15 protein-coding genes are annotated in these 17046 nt (G+C 67.6%); 2 read left to right on the top strand and 13 right to left on the bottom strand.

The window, feature by feature from the left end; genetic code table 11:
• From ACE3RX_RS16205 to ACE3RX_RS16170, 8 genes are all read right to left on the bottom strand, one after another.
• Nucleotides 1–412: Gfo/Idh/MocA family protein (locus ACE3RX_RS16205; RefSeq protein ID WP_374485924.1), on the bottom strand; the 412-nt coding region annotated here is incomplete at its 3' end.
• Nucleotides 413–1267 (bottom strand): class III extradiol dioxygenase subunit beta, encoded by an 855-nt coding sequence (locus tag ACE3RX_RS16200; protein WP_374485922.1) that lies wholly within the window; start codon nucleotides 1265–1267, stop codon nucleotides 413–415.
• Nucleotides 1268–1269: 2 nt separating this feature from the next.
• Entirely contained in the window at nucleotides 1270–1710 is a 441-nt protein-coding gene (gene ligA, locus ACE3RX_RS16195; RefSeq protein ID WP_374485920.1) for a protocatechuate 4,5-dioxygenase subunit alpha, read from the bottom strand.
• A gap of 87 nt (nucleotides 1711–1797) precedes the next feature.
• Nucleotides 1798–2712 carry an amidohydrolase family protein gene (locus tag ACE3RX_RS16190; protein ID WP_374485918.1) on the bottom strand — a complete coding sequence of 305 codons (915 nt, stop codon included), beginning with the start codon at nucleotides 2710–2712 and terminating at the stop codon, nucleotides 1798–1800.
• 11 nt (nucleotides 2713–2723) lie between these two features.
• Nucleotides 2724–3419, bottom strand: a complete 696-nt coding sequence (gene ligK / locus ACE3RX_RS16185; protein WP_374485916.1) for a 4-carboxy-4-hydroxy-2-oxoadipate aldolase/oxaloacetate decarboxylase — start codon at nucleotides 3417–3419, stop codon at nucleotides 2724–2726.
• Nucleotides 3420–3512: 93 nt separating this feature from the next.
• Nucleotides 3513–4541 (bottom strand): amidohydrolase family protein, encoded by a 1029-nt coding sequence (locus ACE3RX_RS16180; RefSeq protein ID WP_374485914.1) that lies wholly within the window; start codon nucleotides 4539–4541, stop codon nucleotides 3513–3515.
• Nucleotides 4542–4662: 121 nt separating this feature from the next.
• Entirely contained in the window at nucleotides 4663–6024 is a 1362-nt protein-coding gene (locus ACE3RX_RS16175; protein WP_374485912.1) for an MFS transporter, read from the bottom strand.
• 212 nt (nucleotides 6025–6236) lie between these two features.
• Nucleotides 6237–7328 (bottom strand): 4-oxalomesaconate tautomerase, encoded by a 1092-nt coding sequence (locus ACE3RX_RS16170; protein WP_374485910.1) that lies wholly within the window; start codon nucleotides 7326–7328, stop codon nucleotides 6237–6239.
• A gap of 114 nt (nucleotides 7329–7442) precedes the next feature.
• Here ACE3RX_RS16170 and ACE3RX_RS16165 point away from each other — a divergent pair, with 114 nt between their 5' ends.
• Nucleotides 7443–8333 (top strand): LysR substrate-binding domain-containing protein, encoded by an 891-nt coding sequence (locus tag ACE3RX_RS16165; protein WP_374485908.1) that lies wholly within the window; start codon nucleotides 7443–7445, stop codon nucleotides 8331–8333.
• A 112-nt stretch (nucleotides 8334–8445) separates the two neighbouring features.
• On the opposite strand, the gene ACE3RX_RS16160 is transcribed toward ACE3RX_RS16165, so the two are convergent.
• From ACE3RX_RS16160 to ACE3RX_RS16140, 5 genes are all read right to left on the bottom strand, one after another.
• On the bottom strand, nucleotides 8446–9408 hold the full coding sequence (locus tag ACE3RX_RS16160) for a DMT family transporter (protein ID WP_374485906.1): 963 nt from the start codon (nucleotides 9406–9408) through the stop codon (nucleotides 8446–8448).
• Nucleotides 9405–9917, bottom strand: coding sequence for a DUF934 domain-containing protein (locus ACE3RX_RS16155; RefSeq protein ID WP_374485904.1), 513 nt, complete (start codon nucleotides 9915–9917; stop codon nucleotides 9405–9407). The genes ACE3RX_RS16160 and ACE3RX_RS16155 overlap by 4 nt, the downstream gene beginning before the upstream one ends.
• Nucleotides 9914–11572 (bottom strand): nitrite/sulfite reductase, encoded by a 1659-nt coding sequence (locus ACE3RX_RS16150; protein WP_374485902.1) that lies wholly within the window; start codon nucleotides 11570–11572, stop codon nucleotides 9914–9916. The genes ACE3RX_RS16155 and ACE3RX_RS16150 overlap by 4 nt, the downstream gene beginning before the upstream one ends.
• Before the next feature lie 112 nt (nucleotides 11573–11684).
• On the bottom strand, nucleotides 11685–13091 hold the full coding sequence (gene ccoG, locus ACE3RX_RS16145; protein ID WP_374485900.1) for a cytochrome c oxidase accessory protein CcoG: 1407 nt from the start codon (nucleotides 13089–13091) through the stop codon (nucleotides 11685–11687).
• Between the two features lie 248 nt (nucleotides 13092–13339).
• On the bottom strand, nucleotides 13340–14740 hold the full coding sequence (locus ACE3RX_RS16140; RefSeq protein ID WP_374485898.1) for a PLP-dependent aminotransferase family protein: 1401 nt from the start codon (nucleotides 14738–14740) through the stop codon (nucleotides 13340–13342).
• Nucleotides 14741–14910: 170 nt separating this feature from the next.
• On the opposite strand from ACE3RX_RS16140, the gene ACE3RX_RS16135 reads away from it, so the two are divergent.
• Nucleotides 14911–16992, top strand: coding sequence for an ATP-dependent helicase (locus tag ACE3RX_RS16135; RefSeq protein WP_374485896.1), 2082 nt, complete (start codon nucleotides 14911–14913; stop codon nucleotides 16990–16992).
• Nucleotides 16993–17046: the final 54 nt, after the last annotated feature.

Below are 17046 nucleotides of genomic sequence, written 5' to 3'. Positions count from 1 at the left end.
TCTTGTGCACGTACTGGTGGCTGGGGTTGAAGCGGCGGGTGTGGCCGCACATGGCGACGAGGCCGCTCTTTTCAGCCAGCGCCACCACTTCCTCGCCGTCCTTCAGCACGTCGCACAGGGGGATTTCCACCTGCACGTGCTTGCCGGCCTTCAGGCAGGCCAGGGTCTGGGAGGCGTGCATCTGGGTCGGGGTGCACAGGATCACCGCGTCTACTTCGGGCAGCGCCAGGGCTTCGTCCAGCTCGGTGGTGACGTGGGGGATGCCGTACTTCTCGGCGACCGCCTTGGTGGCGTCCAGGTCACGGCTGATCAGGGAGACGACTTCCACGCCGTCTATGTTCTTGATGCCGTCCAGATGCTTGATGCCGAAGGCGCCGGCGCCGGCCAGCGCGACCTTGATCGTCTTGCTCATTTATTGGTTCTCCAGAATCAGATGGCCCACGCCGGTGTTGGAGGCGGGGACGTGATAGAAACGGTGGGCGACCTTGGGCGCCGGGCCGCCGGCCACGTCGTCCATGGCGCCGCGGGCGATCAGCCACATGACCAGCTCGATGCCTTCGGAGCCGGCTTCACGCACATAGTCGATGTGCGGCACCGCGGCAGCACCTTCGGGATCGGCGATCAGCTTGTCGAGCCAGGCGTTGTCCCACTCACGGTTGATGAGGCCGGCGCGCGGGCCCTGCAACTGGTGGCTCATGCCGCCGGTGCCCCAGATCTGCACCTTCAGCGGCTTGTCGAAGGATTCGACGGCCTTGCGGATGGCCTTGCCCAGGTTGTAGCAGCGGCGGCCGGACGGCACCGGGTACTGGACCACGTTGACCGCGAAGGGGATCACCGGGCACGGCCATTCCTGCGGGCTGCCGCACAAGAGGTTGAGGGGCACGGTGAGGCCGTGATCCACGTCCATCTTGTTGACGATGGTCAGATCGAAGTCGTCCTGGATCACGCTCTGGGCGATGTGCGAGGCCAGCTCGGGGTGGCCGATGACCTTGGGCACGGGACGCGGGCCGTAGCCTTCGTCGGCAGGCTGGAACTCGGCGGCACAGCCGATCGCGAAGGTCGGGATCATCTCCAGGCTGAAGGCCGTGGCGTGGTCGTTGTAGACCAGGAAGATGACGTCCGGCTTGTTGGCCTCCATCCACTCCTTGGACGGCTCATAACCCTTGAAGAGCGGCACCCAGTACGGGTCGGTAGTCTTGCCCAGGTCGATGGCGGCGCCGATGGCCGGCACGTGGGAGGTATAAACGGATGCGGTGATCTTGGCCATGCTCAGTCCTTCTTGCGGCCAGCCTGGCCTTGCGGTTGATGCTGGGGCTGGGCGTCGCCGTCCTCGCCGATGTAGCGGTTGCCCTCGGCAGAGCGGCCGCCCTTGATCATCATGTCGCGGTATTCGTCCTCGCTCATGCCGGTCATGCTGCCGGCCATCTGCTGGAAGCTCTTGCCGTCGGTGGCGCCGATCTTGGCGAGAAAGTAGATGTTGCCGCCGAGCGCGATGCAGCGATTCAGGTCACGGGCCAGCACGGCCTGCTTCTGGTCTTCGGTCATCGGCCACTCGTCCAGGTAGGCCCGCTCGTCGGCCTTGAAGCGCTCGCGGTTGGCGGCCTTCATCAGCGACATGCAGAACTGGTTGAGGTGGTAGCCGAGACGGGACTGCTCGGCATCGAAGATCGTCGTGCCGGGGATGTCCTTGTAGGGCTTGTCGAGTGCCATGTGTTGTCTCCTCTGCGGGGCCGGGGGTGCCTTGTCTGTGGGGGCGAATGAATTCGCCCCTACGGGGCAGGTCCGGCCGTTAGCTCACTATGCTTCTTCGGGCCAGTAAAGTCGCTTGGGGTTATCCACCAGCAGCTTCTGCTGCAGCTCGGCAGTCGGGGCGATGTGGGGGATGAAATCCACCAGCAGGCCGTCGTCGGGCATGTGGTCCTTGAGGTTGGGGTGCGGCCAGTCGGTGCCCCACAGCACGCGGTCGGGGAATTCCTCGACGACGCGGCGGGCGAAGGGCACCACGTCCCGGTAGGCAGCCTGCTCGCCGTCCAGGGCCTTGGGGCCGCTGACGGACAGGCGCTCGGGGCAGCTGACCTTGGACCACACGTTCTTGTGCTCGCGCATGAACTTCAGGAACAGCTCGAACTCCGGGCCGTCGATGGGCTTGGTCACGTCCGGGCGGCCCATGTGGTCGACGACCACAGTGGTCGGCAGCGCGGTGAAGAAGTCCCACAGCTCGGGCAGATCCACCGCCTCGAAATAGATCACCACGTGCCAGCCCAGCGGGGCGATGCGGGCGGCGATCTCCAGCAGCTCGTCCTTCGGCGTGAAATCCACCAGCCGCTTGACGAAGTTGAAGCGCACACCGCGCACGCCGGCGGCGTGGAGGTCCTGCAGTTCCTGGTCGGAGATGCTGCGCTTCACGGTGACAACACCGCGGGCCTTGCCGTCGGAGTGCACCAGCGCATCGACCAGCGCCCGGTTGTCGGCGCCGTGGCAGGTGGCCTGCACGATGACGTTGCGCTCGAAGCCGAGGTGGTCGCGCAGCGCGAAGAGCTGCGCCTTGGACGCATCGCACGGGGTGTATTTGCGCTCGGGGGCGTAGGGAAACTCTGCCCCCGGCCCGAAAACGTGGCAGTGGGCATCCACGCTGCCGGCCGGCAGTTGGAAGCGGGGCTTGGACGGACCGGCATACCAGTCGAGCCAGCCGGGAGTCTTGGTGAATTCCATCGTCGTCTCGCTCAGTCGATGTACTTGAGGCCAGCTTTCGCGAGGGGCTCGCGCAGGCTGTACATGTCCAGGCCCAGCTCGCCGGCGGCGAAGCGGGCACGCTTGGCGGTCTCGTTGTTCTCGCGGGCTTCGGCGGCGTCGGCCACCTGCTGGGCGATGGCGGCGGGCACCACCACCACGCCGTCGTCGTCGGCGATCACCACGTCACCCGGGTTGACCACCGCGCCGGCGCACACCACCGGCACATTCACCGAGCCGAGGGTCGCGCGGGTGCAGCCCTTGGCGTGGACGGCGCGGCTGAAGACCGGGAAGTTCATCTCGGTGAGGTCCTTCACGTCGCGCACGCCGCCGTCGATGATCAGGCCCTTGGCGCCCTGGGCCTTGTAGGAGGTGGCCAGCAGGTCGCCGAAGAAGCCGTCGGTGCTGTCGGCGGTGCAGCCGGCAACGACCACGTCGCCCGGCTTGATCTGCTCGGCGGCCACGTGGAGCATCCAGTTGTCGCCCGGCTGCAGCAACACGGTGACGGCGGTGCCGCACAGGCGGGCACCGGCGAAGATCGGGCGGATGGTCGGCTTCATCAGGCCGACGCGGCCCATTGCTTCGTGGATGGTGGCGACGCCGAAACAGGACAGCTTTTCAACGGCGGCCGGATCGGCGCGGTCGATGTTGCGCTTGACGATACCGAGGGTGTTCATGGGGAGGGTCATTCCGGAATCTCCTGGTTTGCTCGTGGGGGCGAATTCATTCGCCCGCGGCGGTTGTTCTTGGCACGGAGGGCGAATGAATTCGCCCCCACGGAATCACTTGCCCTTGGCCTTCAGCGCGGCATCCAGGCGCGGATAAACGCGGCGGGCGTTGCCCTCGTAGACCTTGTAACGGTCCTCGGCGGACAGGTTCAGCGTGCCCTCGATGTAGCGCTTGGTGTCGTCGTAGTAGTGTCCGGTCTCCGGGTCGATGCCGCGCACGGCGCCGATCATTTCGGAGGCGAACAGGATGTTGTCCACCGGGATCACCTTGGTCAGCAGGTCGATGCCCGGCTGGTGATAGACGCAGGTGTCGAAGAAGATGTTGTTGAGCAGGTGATCCTTCAGCAGCGGCTTCTTCAGCTCCTGGGCCAGGCCACGGAAACGACCCCAGTGGTAGGGCACCGCGCCGCCGCCGTGGGGGATCACGAACTTCAGGGTCGGGAAGTCCTTGAACAGGTCGGAGGTCAGGCACTGCATGAAGGCCGTGGTGTCGGCGTTCAGGTAGTGGGCGCCGGTGGTGTGGAAGGCGCAGTTGCAGCTGGTGGACACGTGCACCATCGCCGGGATGTCGTACTCGACCATCTTTTCGTAGATCGGGTACCAGTGGCGGTCGTGCAGCGGGGGGCTGGTCCAGTGGCCGCCGGACGGGTCCGGGTTGAGGTTGATGCCGACGTTGCCGTACTGCTCGACGCACTTCACCAGTTCGGGGATGCAGGTGGCCGGATCGACGCCGGGGCTCTGCGGCAGCATGGCGGCGCCGATGAAGTTGTCCGGGAACAGCTGGCTGACGCGGTAGCACAGCTCGTTGCAGATGGCCGCCCAGGTGGCGCTGATGTTGAAGTCGCCGATGTGGTGGGCCATGAAGCTGGCGCGCGGCGAGAAGATCGTCAGGTCGGAACCGCGCTCCTTCATCAGGCGCAGCTGGTTGGTCTCGATGGTCTCGCGCAGCTCGTCGTCGCTGATCTTCAGCTCGGACACCTTGGGCATCGCGGACGGATCCTTGATGCCGGCGATCTGGCGGTTGCGCCACGCTTCGAGGGCCTTCGGGGCGGTGGTGTAGTGACCGTGGATGTCGATGATCATGGTGTGTTCCTCGTGGGTTCTTGCTTGTATGGCTGCATTGTTCCAAGGCTGCAGACCGCGCATAAGCGGTCTACCGCTCTAGCAGCTATATCGCTTTGCTATATCTTGTAACTGAGCGCAATCAATGGCCCGCCGCCTCGGCCAGCTTGGGCTTGGCGCCGGCCGCCTCCGGATGCACGAATTCCTTGACCAGCAGGGCCGCGCCGGCAATCAGGCCGGGCACTGCGACCACCGCGAAGATGCTGCCGAAATCCAGGTGCCGCGCGCTCAGCTCGGCCACCAGGAAGGAGCCTGCGATGCCACCAAAGCGCCCGATGCCGAGCATCCAGGCCACGCCGGTAGCCCGACCGCGGGTCGGGTAGAAGGCCGCCGCGAGGGCCGGCATCGACGACTGGGCGGTGTTCATGATCGCGCCGGCGCCGAACACCACCGCCACCAGCAGGCCGATGCTGCCGGCCGCGTGGCCGATCGCGTAGATCGCCGCGGCGGTCAGGAAGTAGCCCACCGCAATGACCCGGTTGGCGTTGAAGCGGTCCATCAGCCAGCCGAACAAAATCGCGCCGACGCCACCGAGGGGGAACAGCGCCGAGATCAGCGTCGCGGTCTTGGGATCGAGGCCGCCATCCTTGAACAGCACCGGCATCCAGTTGATCAGCGCATAGAAGATCACCAGGCCCATGAAATACGCGACCCACAGCGCCACCGAACCGACCACGTAGCTGCGCGACAGCACCACGCCAATACCGCTGCCTTCAGTCGGAGCGTGGGCCTTCTCGGTCATCACGAAAGCGGTGGCCTTGTCGGCGGCGCTGGAGATACGGCGCAGGACGCCACGAATGCGCTCAACGGAGAAGCCCTTGGCCACCATGTAGCGCACGGACTCCGGCAGGAACACCAGCAGCAGCACGACCAGCACCAGCGGCGCCAGGCCGCCGAGGCCCAGCACGCTGCGCCAGCCCCACTGGGGGATCATCCACGCGGCGAGGAAACCGCCGAGGGAGGCGCCCAGCGGAAAGCCGCAGAACATCGCGTTGGTGAGCGTCGCCCTGCGCGCGTCGGGGCAGTATTCGCTCATCAGCGTCACCGCATTGGGCATCGCCGCGCCGAGGCCGAGGCCGGTGACAAAGCGCAGCACCGACAGCTCGGTGAGGCCACCGGCGAAGGACGAGGCCAGGCAGGCCACGCCGAAGATCAGCACCGACACCACCAGCAGGCGCTTGCGGCCGAAACGGTCGGCCAGCGGCCCGGCGGAGATGGCGCCCGCTGCCAGCCCAAACAGCGCCGCGCTGAGCACCGGCGCCAGCGCCGGCTTGGTGACGCCCCACTCCTGGATCAGCGACGGGGCAATGTAGCCAATGGCGGCGGTGTCGAAGCCGTCCAGCAGCACGATGCAGAAACACAGACCGAAGACCAGCCACTGGAAGCCGGAAAACGGGTGCTCGTTGAGGAACGTCTGCACATTGACGTTCGGGTTCTGGCTCATTTCGACTTCTCCTCCAGGTGCCACCGGTGGCGGCTATTTTGGTTTGTTGGAACGTTTGTGTTTTCTGCTGCGGCCGGGCCCGCACGCCGATGACGCTCCTGTAGGGGCGAATTCATTCGCCCGCAGCCCGTTACCGAAGTCCGCGGGCGAATGAATTCGCCCCTACATATTTGCCCCTGCCGATTAGCCCCGATGGCTCGGGAAGTGCCAGCTCAGCCCTGCCGGCCGTCCCACACGGCGGCCGGCACCATCACCTCGCCGCGCATGATCAGGCGTGCGGTGCGCAGCAGCGCCGCGCGGGTGACGTTCTGCGGGTTGGCCGGGTCGAGCTCCAGCTCCACCGAGAACTCGCCGGTCGGGTGCTCCACCGACACCGCCTTGACGTTGCCGCCCGGCACCTGGGCGATGCCCGTGGTGACCGAGCCCTCCAGCACGCAGGCGGTGGCCACAGTGACCGCCGCCAGCACGCCGATGGCGTCGTGGCAGACATGGGGAATGAAGCTGCGGGTGGTCAGGCTGCCGCCGTCGCGGGCCGGCGCCACCAGGGTCATCTTGGGATAGTTCTTGGCGCTCACGTCGCCGAGGCCCATCGCGTGGCCGCAGGCGATGCGCAGGCGTTCGATGCGGTCCTTCAGCTCGGTGTCGGCGTTCATCTCGGCGACGCTCTCGTAGCCGGTCCGGCCCACGTCGGCGGCGCGGAAGATCACCAGCGGCATGCCGTTGTCGATGCAGGTCACCTCGATGCCGTCGATCACGTCCTTCACCTGACCGGTGGGCAGCAGGCCGGAGCACACCGAACCGGCGGTATCCAGGAAGTTGATGGTGATCGGTGCCGAGCTGCCCGGCACGCCGTCGATGCGCGCGTCACCGGCGTATTCCACCTGGCCGCCCGGCGTCCGCAAGGTGATGTCGCACTGCATGTCGGTGTTGAGGGTCAGCACGCGGAAGGTGCTGGTCTCGCCCTGGGCCTGCACCATGCCGGCTTCCAGCGCGAAGGGCACCACCGCGGCGAGCATGTTGCCGCAGTTGGGGGTGGTGTCCACGGTGTCCTTGTCGGGCTGGAGCTGGGCGAACAGGAAGTCCAGATCGACCCCTGGCGTCGCGCTCTTCGAGACGATCCCCACCTTGCTGGTCAGCGGGTGGGCGCCGCCGAGGCCGTCGATCTGGCGGCGGTCGGGGGAACCCATCACCGCGAGCAGCACCCGGTCGCGGGTGGCGATGTCGGCGGGAAGGTCCGCAGCGTTGAAGAACGGCCCCCGGGAGGTGCCCCCACGCATGAAACAGGTTTTGATTGGCGTTTGCATGCAAAGCATTCTTCGCCTGTGCCAGCCCCTGCAATAGCGGTCTGATGCTCTAGCAGCTATAACAGTTCGTGATACCTTTCCGCACTTCCGCCGCGTCCCGAAAAGCCTGCGTCCATGGACCTGAAACAGCTCGAATACTTCGTGCGGGTTGCCGAACTCGGCAGCTTCACGCGCGCCTCCATCGTGCTCGACATCGCCCAGCCGGCCCTCAGCCGGCAGATCCGCCTGCTGGAGGTGGAGCTGCGCCAGAACATGCTGGTACGCAACGGCCGCGGCGTGACGCTGACCGAGGCCGGCAAGGTCCTGCTCGAACACGCCCGCGGCATCCTCCATCAAGTGGAACGGGCGCGGGAGGAGCTCGGCCGCGTGCGCGGCGCCCTCACCGGCCGCGTCGCCGTGGGCCTGCCGCCGAGCCTTGCCCGTGTGCTGACGGTACCGCTGACCCGTGCCTTCCGCGAACGCCTTCCGGAAGCGTCGCTGTGCATCCGCGAGGGCCTCTCGGTGACGATGCAGGAATCCCTGATCTCGGGCCGCCTTGACGTTGCACTGGTTTACAGCACGACGCCGTCCCCGGACATCGAGACGCGCCCGCTGCTCGACGAGGAGCTGTTCCTGATCCGCCCCGACAAGGGCCAGCCGCCGCGCCCGGTGACACTGGAAGAAGTGGCCCAGATGCCGCTGATCATCCCCAGCCGCCCCAACGCGATTCGCATGGTCATCGAAGCCGCACTGGCCGACGCCGGGCTGCGCCCCAACATCGCCATCGAGATCGACGGTGTCAGCGCCCTCCTCGACCTGGTGGCCGACGACGCCGGCGTGGCGATCCTGTCGAAGACCGCGCTGCAAACCTCCGGCAAGGCCGACCAGCTCGTGCCCCACCCGATCACTCCGCCGCTGCACAGCCGCCTGTCCCTGGCCGTCAGCGCCCTGCGCCCGGCCACGCTGACCCAGCAGGCGATGGTCGAACTGATCCGCGAGATCGTGGGCAGGACGATGGCTGCCTGAAGCAGCCTCGGCCACGCCTGTCGGTGGCCGGCTATTTCCCGTGGGGGCGAATTCATTCGCCCCCACGGTTGATCAGCTACCGTTCATTGGACACAAACCATCGAGCAGATCATCACCCCTTGCGTGGCGGCAGCGCGCACAGCACGGCGCCGGCCGACACCACCAGGATGCCGACGATCACGCGCAGGCCGATGGCTTCGTCGAGGAGCAGCCAAGCCCCCACCGCCGACACGCCCGGCACCAGTGCCAACATCATCGACGCCTGGCAGGCGCCGATCTTGTGGTTGGCGTAGCTGTACATGCTGCCCGCCAGCAGCGCCGCGACGACGCCCTGATAGACGCATTGCAGCGCGATCTCCCCGGCCGGCGCCAGCAGCACCGCCTTCGGCAGCCACAGCAGGTACACCGGCAGGTAGGCCACGCAGGAAAAACTCGCCACGCCGGTGATCGCCAGCCACGGCCGGACCTGCCAGCGGCGCATCAGCAAACCGAAGATGGCCCAGGTCAGCGCGGCGGCGAAGAACAACAGGTCGCCGATCCACTGGGCGCCGCCGCGGCCGGCCACCACGCTGTCGTAGCCGATCAGCACCAGCCCGAAGGACGACAGCAGCAGCGCCAGCGCGATGTGGCGGGCTAGCCGGAAACCGGCCAGCACGGCGACGATGACGATGGTCCAGAACGGGATGCCGCCGTTCACGAAGACGCCTGCGTGGGCGGTCGGCGCAAAGGCGAAACCGGAGTACACCAGCAGCCCGTAGCCAAGTCCGCCGAACAGGGCCAGCGCCATGTAGCGCGGCCAGTCGACCGGCTTGACGCGGACCAGGAAGAAAGGCAGCGCGATCAGGCCGGACACGCCGAAGCGCATCGCCGCGATGTCGAAGGGTGTCAGCACGCCCTTGCTGCCGAGGCGGGACACGATGTTGAAGCCCGACCAGCACAACACCACCACACAAGCGGCCAGCAAGCCCTTGGTGTGGTCGGAGAGGCCATGGCGGTCGGAAACAAGGTGATCGGCAGAATTCATCGGCAGGCCTTCGGCAATGTGGCCGGGGCCACACCCCGGCTCAGTTTTCACTCAACGCGCTCATTGTGGCTCATGCCGTGGCCTTCCCCGCGTCCGCCGAGCGGTGCCCACGAATAATCCGCGAACGCCATCAGCGCCTCTTCCACCGCCTGGTCGGCGCGCAGCGCGAAGGCGTCGAAACCGCAGCGATGCAGGAAGTACAGCTGATCCCGCAGCACATCGCCGACCGCCCGCAGCTCGCCGCGATAACCGTGGCGGCTGCGCAGCAGGCGGGCCAGGGAGTAGCCGCGCCCGTCGGTAAACACCGGAAAGTGGATTGCGATCAGCGGGATGTCGTCCAGCCGCGGCAGCACCGCGTCGAGCCCGTCCTCCGCCACCAGCAGCACACCGGCCCGCTGCGGTTCGAGCTCCGCCCGATGGGCCAGCCACAGGGGCAAGGGCAGCAGCAGCGGCCCGCCCGCGGCGATGGCATCGGCGATGTGCGCCGCGCTGGCGTCGGCGGCAATGGGCTGCCAGCGGTCGGCAACGATCTCGCCGTGCTTGAGGATCGCGGCGCTCATGCTCCACCTCCATACACGCGGGCCTTGAAGGGTTCCAGGCCGAGGCGCTCGACCGCGTCGATGAAGAGCTCCCCCTCGTGCCGCAGGGCCAGGTACACCTCCAGCAGGCGCTGGATCACGTAGGGGATCTGCTGGGCCGCAAAGGCCGGGCCGATCACCTTGCCGATGGCTGCCCGCGTGCCTTCCCGACCACCAATCGTCACCTGGTAATACTCCTCGTTGTTCTTGTCCACGCCGAGGATGCCGATGTGCCCGATGTGGTGGTGGCCGCAGGCATTCACACAGCCGGACATGTTGAGTTCCAGCGGCCCGATGTCGAACTGGTAGTCGAGATCCTCGAAGCGCTGCTGGACCGCCGCCGCCACCGGGATCGAGCGGGCGTTGGCGAGGGAGCAGAAGTCGCCGCCCGGGCAGCACACCACGTCGGTCAGCAGGCCAATGTTGGGCGTCGCCAGGCCCAGCGCCCGCGCGCCTTCCCACAGGGCCGGCAGGTCGCAGCGGGCGACGTGGGGCAGCACCAGGTTCTGTTCGTGGCTGACGCGGATCTCGCCGGCGCCGAAGCGCTCGGCCAGCTCGGCCACGCCGTCCATCTGCTCGGCGGTGGCGTCCCCCGGCGGCGAACCGGCTTTCTTCAGGGACAGGGTAACGATGGCACGGCCGGGGTCGCGATGCGCCGCCACGTTGCGCTCGACCCAGCGGGCGAAGGCCCGGTTACTCGCCAGCGCCGCCACGTAGGCCGAGGCCGTCGCGTCGGCGGGCGGCAGATCTGTGCGGGTGAAGAAGGCGGCCATGTCGTCGAAGGTCTGCTCGGCGATCACGCCGGGGCCGCCACGGCTCCACGCCCATTCGTCCTCCACCTCCCGCGCGAAGCCGTCCAGCGTCAGATCCTTGACGAGGATCTTGATGCGCGCCTTGTACTTGTTGTCGCGGCGGCCATAGCGGTTATAGACCCGCAGGATGGCCTCGAAGTAATTGAGCAGCTCTTCCCGCGGCAGGAAGTCCTTGAGGCACTGGCCGACCATCGGCGTACGGCCGAGGCCGCCACCGACGAAGACCTGGAAGCCGATCCGCCCGTCCTCGGCCACCCGCGCACGGGCGCCGATGTCGTGGAAGCGCACCGCCGCCCGGTCCTCCTCGCCGCCGGCAATGGCGATCTTGAACTTGCGCGGCAGGAACAGGAACTCCGGCGCCAGCGTGGACCACTGGCGGACAATCTCGCAGTAGGGGCGCGGGTCGAACAGCTCGTCGGCGGCCACACCGGAAAACTGGTCGGTAGTGATGTTGCGGATGCAGTTGCCGGAGGTCTGGATCGCATGCATCTGCACGGCGGCCAGTTCGGCCAGGATGTCCGGCGTTTCCTCCAGGCGCACCCAGTTGAACTGGATGTTGCTGCGCGTCGTGAAGTGGCCGTAGCCCCGGTCGTAGCGGCGCGCGATGTCGGCCAGCTTGCGCAGCTGGTAGGCCGCCAGCGTACCGTAGGGGATGGCGACCCGCAGCATCGGCGCGTGGCGCTGGATGTAGAGGCCGTTCTGCAGGCGCAGCGGGCGGAACTCGTCCTCCGCCAGGCGCCCGTCGAGGAAGCGCGCCATCTGGTCGCGGAACTGGACGACCCGGTCGTCCACCAGGCGCTGGTCGGTTTCGTTATAGCGATACATGGATGGTGTCTCGGTTTTCTCCGTAGGGGCGAATTCATTCGCCCTCCACCGGTTAAACAATCTCCGCGGGCGAATGAATTCGCCCCCACAGGGAATCGCCCTCCACAAGGACTCAGGGCAGCACGAAGGTGCTCTTCTCGCTGACCTGGGTGTCGGGGTCCTGGCGGGCCTTGATCAGGAAGGCGATCGGGCTGGCGCCGGATTTGGCGGCGTCGGGCGGCGCGGCAACGGTCACATGGACTTCGCGGATGCCGCCGGCCTCGCCGCTGAAGTGGCTCGCACCGACCAGCTGGATGCCGGGCAGGCCGCTCACCGCCACGTCAAAGTCGCGATCCTCTTCGGCCAGGTTCATCAGCTTGAGGGTGTAGGCGTTCTCGATGAGGCCATCGGCGGTCTCCCGCGACAGGCTGCCCCGGTCGCGCAGCACGTCCACCAGCAGCAGCGAACGCTCGCTGAGGGTCCACGCGCCGAGGGCCACGAAGACCCCGATCAGCCCGCCATACACCGCCAGCCGCGGCCGTCCACTGCGGGCTGGCCGGCCGGCCAGCTCCTGCTCTGACGCGAAGCGGATCAGCCCGACAGGCTTGGCGACCTTGGCCATCACCTCGTCGCAGGCATCCACGCACAGGCCACAGTTGATGCACTGGTATTGCAGGCCATCGCGGATGTCGATGCCGGTCGGGCAAACCTGCACGCAGATGCCGCAGTCGATGCAATCGCCCTTGCCTTGCGTTGCGCCTTGCCCGGCGCCCTGCCCCGCCGTCTTCAACGCTGCGGCGCCCTTGCGCGGCTCGCCGCGGGTCATGTCGTAGCTGACGGTGCGGGTGGTGCTGTCGAACATCACGCCCTGGAAGCGGGAGTACGGGCACATGTGCTGGCACACCGCCTCGCGGGCGAAGCCGGCCTGCACGTAGGTGAACACGCCGTAGAAGATCAGCCAGAAGCCTTCCCACGGGCCGACGTTCCAGCCCGCCACCGCCGGCAGCAGTTCGCGGATCGGCGTGAAGTAGCCGACGAAGCTGATCGCCGTCCACGCTGCCACCAGCGCCCACAGCGCGTACTTGGTGCCGCGCCGGGCCAGCTTGCCGAGGCTCGGCGGAGCCTGGTCGAGCTTCAGGCGGGCCAGGTGGTCGCCCTCGACCTTGGCCTCGATCCACATGAAGATTTCCGTATAGACCGTCTGCGGACAGGCGAAGCCGCAGAACAGCCGCCCCGCCAGCGCGGTGACGAGGAACAGGCCGGTGGCGGCGAGGATCAGCATGATGGCCAGCAGCAGCGCGTCCTGCGGCCATAGCACCAGGCCGAAGAGGTAGAACTTCTCGTGGGGAATGTCGAACAGCACGGCCTGGCGGCCGCCCCACTGGAGCCAGCAAGCCCCGTAGAAAACCAGCTGGGTGAACCACACCATCGCCCAGCGGATCGTGTTGAATCGGCCGCGCACCTCGCGGGCGTGGATCTTTCCCTTCTTGCGGTACAACTCCAGTTTGGCTTCGCGGACCTTGCTGACAGGCTTGTTCATCTGGGTATTCCTCCTGGACCGGGAGTAAATCACCCGGGGCCGGATGGAAACAGATTCAGGCTGTCGCTTTTCCTATAGATACAGATTGTTTTCTGCCCACTGGGGGTGGGCCTGTGGGGGCGAATTCATTCGCCCGCGGAGCCTGGTCAGCCGGCAGAGGGCGAATGAATTCGCCCCCACAACAGCTCCCCCACAACCGCCCTCTACAACAGCAGCCGCAAAAGGAGCCCACCATCAGTCCGAGCCCATTAAAGCAGCGCCCCCAGCGTGGCGACCGCGGCCCGCCCGCGCTCGCCGAGGGGATGGCCGAAGTTGAGGCGGATGCAATGGCCGAACTCCCGCTTGGCCGAGAAGATCGGCCCCGGCGCGATGCTGATGCCCTGCTCCAGCGCCCGGCGGTGCAGCTCCAGGGCATCGGTGCCGCGTGGCAGTTCCAGCCACAGGAAGTAGCCCCCCTGGGGCCGTGCGAGGCGCGTGTCCGAAGGGAAGTGGGTTTCGATGGCGGCCACCAGCGCCGCCTCCTGGGCCGCCAGTGTGCCGCGTAGCTGGCGCAGGTGCTTCTCGTAACCGCCGTGCTTCAGGTAGTCGGCCAGGGCGATCTGTACCGGCACCGTCGTCGCCAGGCTCAGGGACAGCTTCTGGCGCTGGATCGCCGCCGCGTAGCGCCCCGCCGCCACCCAACCGATGCGGTAGCCCGGCGCCAGGCACTTGGAGAAGGACGACACGTGCATGACGCGCCCATTCGGATCCACCGCCTTGGTGCACAGCGGTGCCTCGGCACCGAAGTGCAGCTCGGCATACACGTCGTCCTCGATCAGCGGCACGTCGTGGCGGTCGAGCAGCTCCACCAGCGCCTGCCGCCGCTCGTCCGGCACCCGCGCGCCGGTGGGGTTGGCGTAGTTGAGCATGAACAGGCAGGCCCTCACCGGATGGTGGCGCAGCGCATCCTCCAGCGCCGGCAGGCTGACGCCCTCACGCGGGTGGCTGGGGATCTCGATGACCTTCAGGCCCAGCCGCTCGGCGGCCTGCAGCCCGGCGTAGAAGGTCGGCGACTCGATGGCGATCAGGTCGCCCGGCCGCGTCACCGCCTGCAGGCACAGGTTCAGCCCTTCCATCGCGCCGGAGGTGATGACGATCTCCTGCGGCGCCACCGACGCGCCGTGGGCCAGGTAGCGCAGGGCCAGCTGGCGGCGCAGCTCGTCGTTGCCCGGCGGCAGATCGGTAACGGTAGCCAGCGGATCGAGGTGGCGCGCAGCGGCGGCCAGGCAGCGCCCAAGCTTGTCGAGGGGATAGAGATAGGGGCTGGGAAAACTGGAGCCGAGGGGCACCACCGCCGGGTCCTTGACGCTATCGAGGATCTGGAAGATGAAGTCGCTGACCTCCAGCGCCGTCGAGTGGCCGACCGGGTGGGTCATCTCCGGCTCGGCCAGGCGCTGGCCCAGGCGCGCCCGCACGAAATAGCCCGACTTGGGACGCGCCTCGACGAGGCCGCGGCTTTCCAGCAGCGCATAGGCCTGCGTCACCGTCACCGGCGCGATACCGTTGCTTTTGCAGGCCTGGCGTACCGACGGCAGGCGGTCGCCGGGACGCAGCACGCCGTCGGCAATCAGGCGGGCAGTCTGTTCGGCAAGATCCTGGTAGAGGCTCATGGGCCGGATGGTAGCAGGCCCGCCCATGCTTGCAGCACCCACAAAGCTGTATACAATTACAGCCAAAGAGAGACCATCATGCACCTTCGCTCCGTCACTGCCAGGCACTGCCGCCCCCTCCGCTCGTCCGCCAGAGTGGCCTTCCAGGCCCCTGCAGTGAGCGCCTTCCGATGAGCGGCACTACCGACACCGCTATTCCCGCCTATCTGGCCACGCTCAACGACGTCCAGCGCCAGGCCGCCACCCACGGCGTCGGTACGCCGGAGGGCGACGGGCCGCTGCTGGTCATCGCCGGTGCCGGGTCGGGCAAGACCAACACCCTCGCCCACCGGGTCGCCCACCTGCTGGCCCACGGCGCCGACCCGAGCCGCATCCTGCTGCTCACCTTCTCCCGCCGCGCCGCCGACGAGCTGGCCCGGCGCGTGCAACGCATCGCCGCCAAGGTCTCACCGCGCCATGCCCAGCTGGCCGCCACCGGTTTCCCGTGGGCCGGCACCTTCCACAGCGTCGGCGCGCGGCTGCTGCGCGAATACGCCGGCGCCATCGGCCTCGACGCGGCGTTCACGATCCACGACCGGGAAGACTCCGCCGACCTGATGAACCTGGTCCGCCACGAGCTGGGCCTGTCGGCCAAGGGCAAGCGCTTTCCGCTGAAGGGCACCTGCCTGTCCATCTACTCGGCGGCGGTCAATACCCGCGCACCGTTGAACGACGTGCTGCTGTCCACCTTCCCATGGTGCGCCGAGTGGGCGACCGAACTGAAAGCGCTGTTCCGCGCCTACGTGGCCGCCAAGCAGGCCCAGCAGGTGCTCGACTACGACGACCTGCTGCTCTACTGGGCCCAAATGGTCGGCGTGCCCGAGCTGGCCGCCGACGTGGGAGCACGCTTCAGCCACGTGCTGGTGGACGAATACCAGGACACCAACCGTCTGCAGGCCGAGATCCTGCTCGCCCTCAAGCCCGACGGCCGCGGCCTCACCGTAGTCGGCGACGACGCCCAGTCCATCTACAGCTTCCGCGGCGCGACGATCCGCAACATCCTCGACTTCCCCGGCCACTTCGATCCGCCGGCCCGCCAGCTTACGCTGGACCGCAACTACCGCTCCACGCAGCCCATCCTGGCCGCCGCCAACGGCGTCATCGGCCAGGCCAAAGAGCGTTTCTGCAAGGACCTGTGGAGCGAGCGCGCCTCTGCCGAAAAGCCGCGCCTGATCAGCGTCCGCGACGAGGCCGACCAGGCCGCCGGCGTTGTCGAGCGCATCCTGGCCCGCCGGGAGGGCGGCCTCCGGCTCAAGGCCCAGGCGGTCCTGTTCCGCGCCGCTCACCACAGCGTGCGCCTGGAGATCGAGCTGACCCGCCGCAACATCCCCTTCGTGAAGTTCGGCGGGCTCAAGTTCCTCGAGGCCGCCCACGTCAAGGACGTGCTGGCCATCCTGCGCTGGGCGCAGAACCCGCGCGACCGGGTGTCCGGCTTCCGCGCCATCCAGCTGCTGCCCGGCCTCGGCCCCAAGTCCGCCGGGCGCATCCTCGACAACCTGCAGGCCGCCCCACCGGGTTGCCTGCTGCTCGCCGAACAGCCGGTGCCCGACAGCGCCCGCCTGCACTGGCAAGAGTTCGCCGTGCTGGTGGAAGGGCTGGCCGAGGCCGGCGCCTGGCCACTCCCCGTCGAGAAGCTGGCCCTGTGGTACGAGGGCCAGATGGAGCGCCTGTTCGAGGACGCCGCCGTGCGCCAGGCCGACATCCAGCAGCTTGCGCGCATCGCCGCCACCTACCCGAGCCAGGAGCGCTTCCTCACCGAGCTGACCCTCGACCCACCCGACGCCACCAGCGACGAGTCCGGCAAGCCGCTGCTCGACGAGGACTACCTGATCCTGTCGACCATCCACTCGGCCAAGGGCCGCGAATGGCCGGCGGTGTCCCTGCTCAACGCGGTGGACGGCTGCCTGCCGTCCGATCTCGCCACCGGCAGCGAGCGGGAGATCGAGGAGGAGATGCGCCTGCTCTACGTGGCGATGACCCGCGCCAAGGACCACCTCGACCTCTACGTGCCGCAGCGCTTCTACGTCAGCGGCCAGTCCTCCACCGGCGACCGCCACGTGTACGCCAGCCGCACACGCTTCATCCCCAACCGCCTGCTCGACCGCTTCGAGACCTGCACCTGGCCCGAGGCCACGCCGGATACGCCGGCCAAGGCCGAAACCCGCCAGGCAGCAGTGGACCTGGCGGCCCGCATGCGCTCCATGTGGGACTGACCCGCGAGATTGACCGGCGGCATTGACCGATACGGAGCACCCACCTAGTCTCGA

Origin of the sequence: Zoogloea sp. (assembly GCF_041914405.1) — a bacterium.
In the GTDB taxonomy this organism is placed as follows: Bacteria; Pseudomonadota; Gammaproteobacteria; order Burkholderiales; family Rhodocyclaceae; genus Zoogloea.
This window is presented reverse-complemented; position numbering and strand designations above follow the sequence as displayed.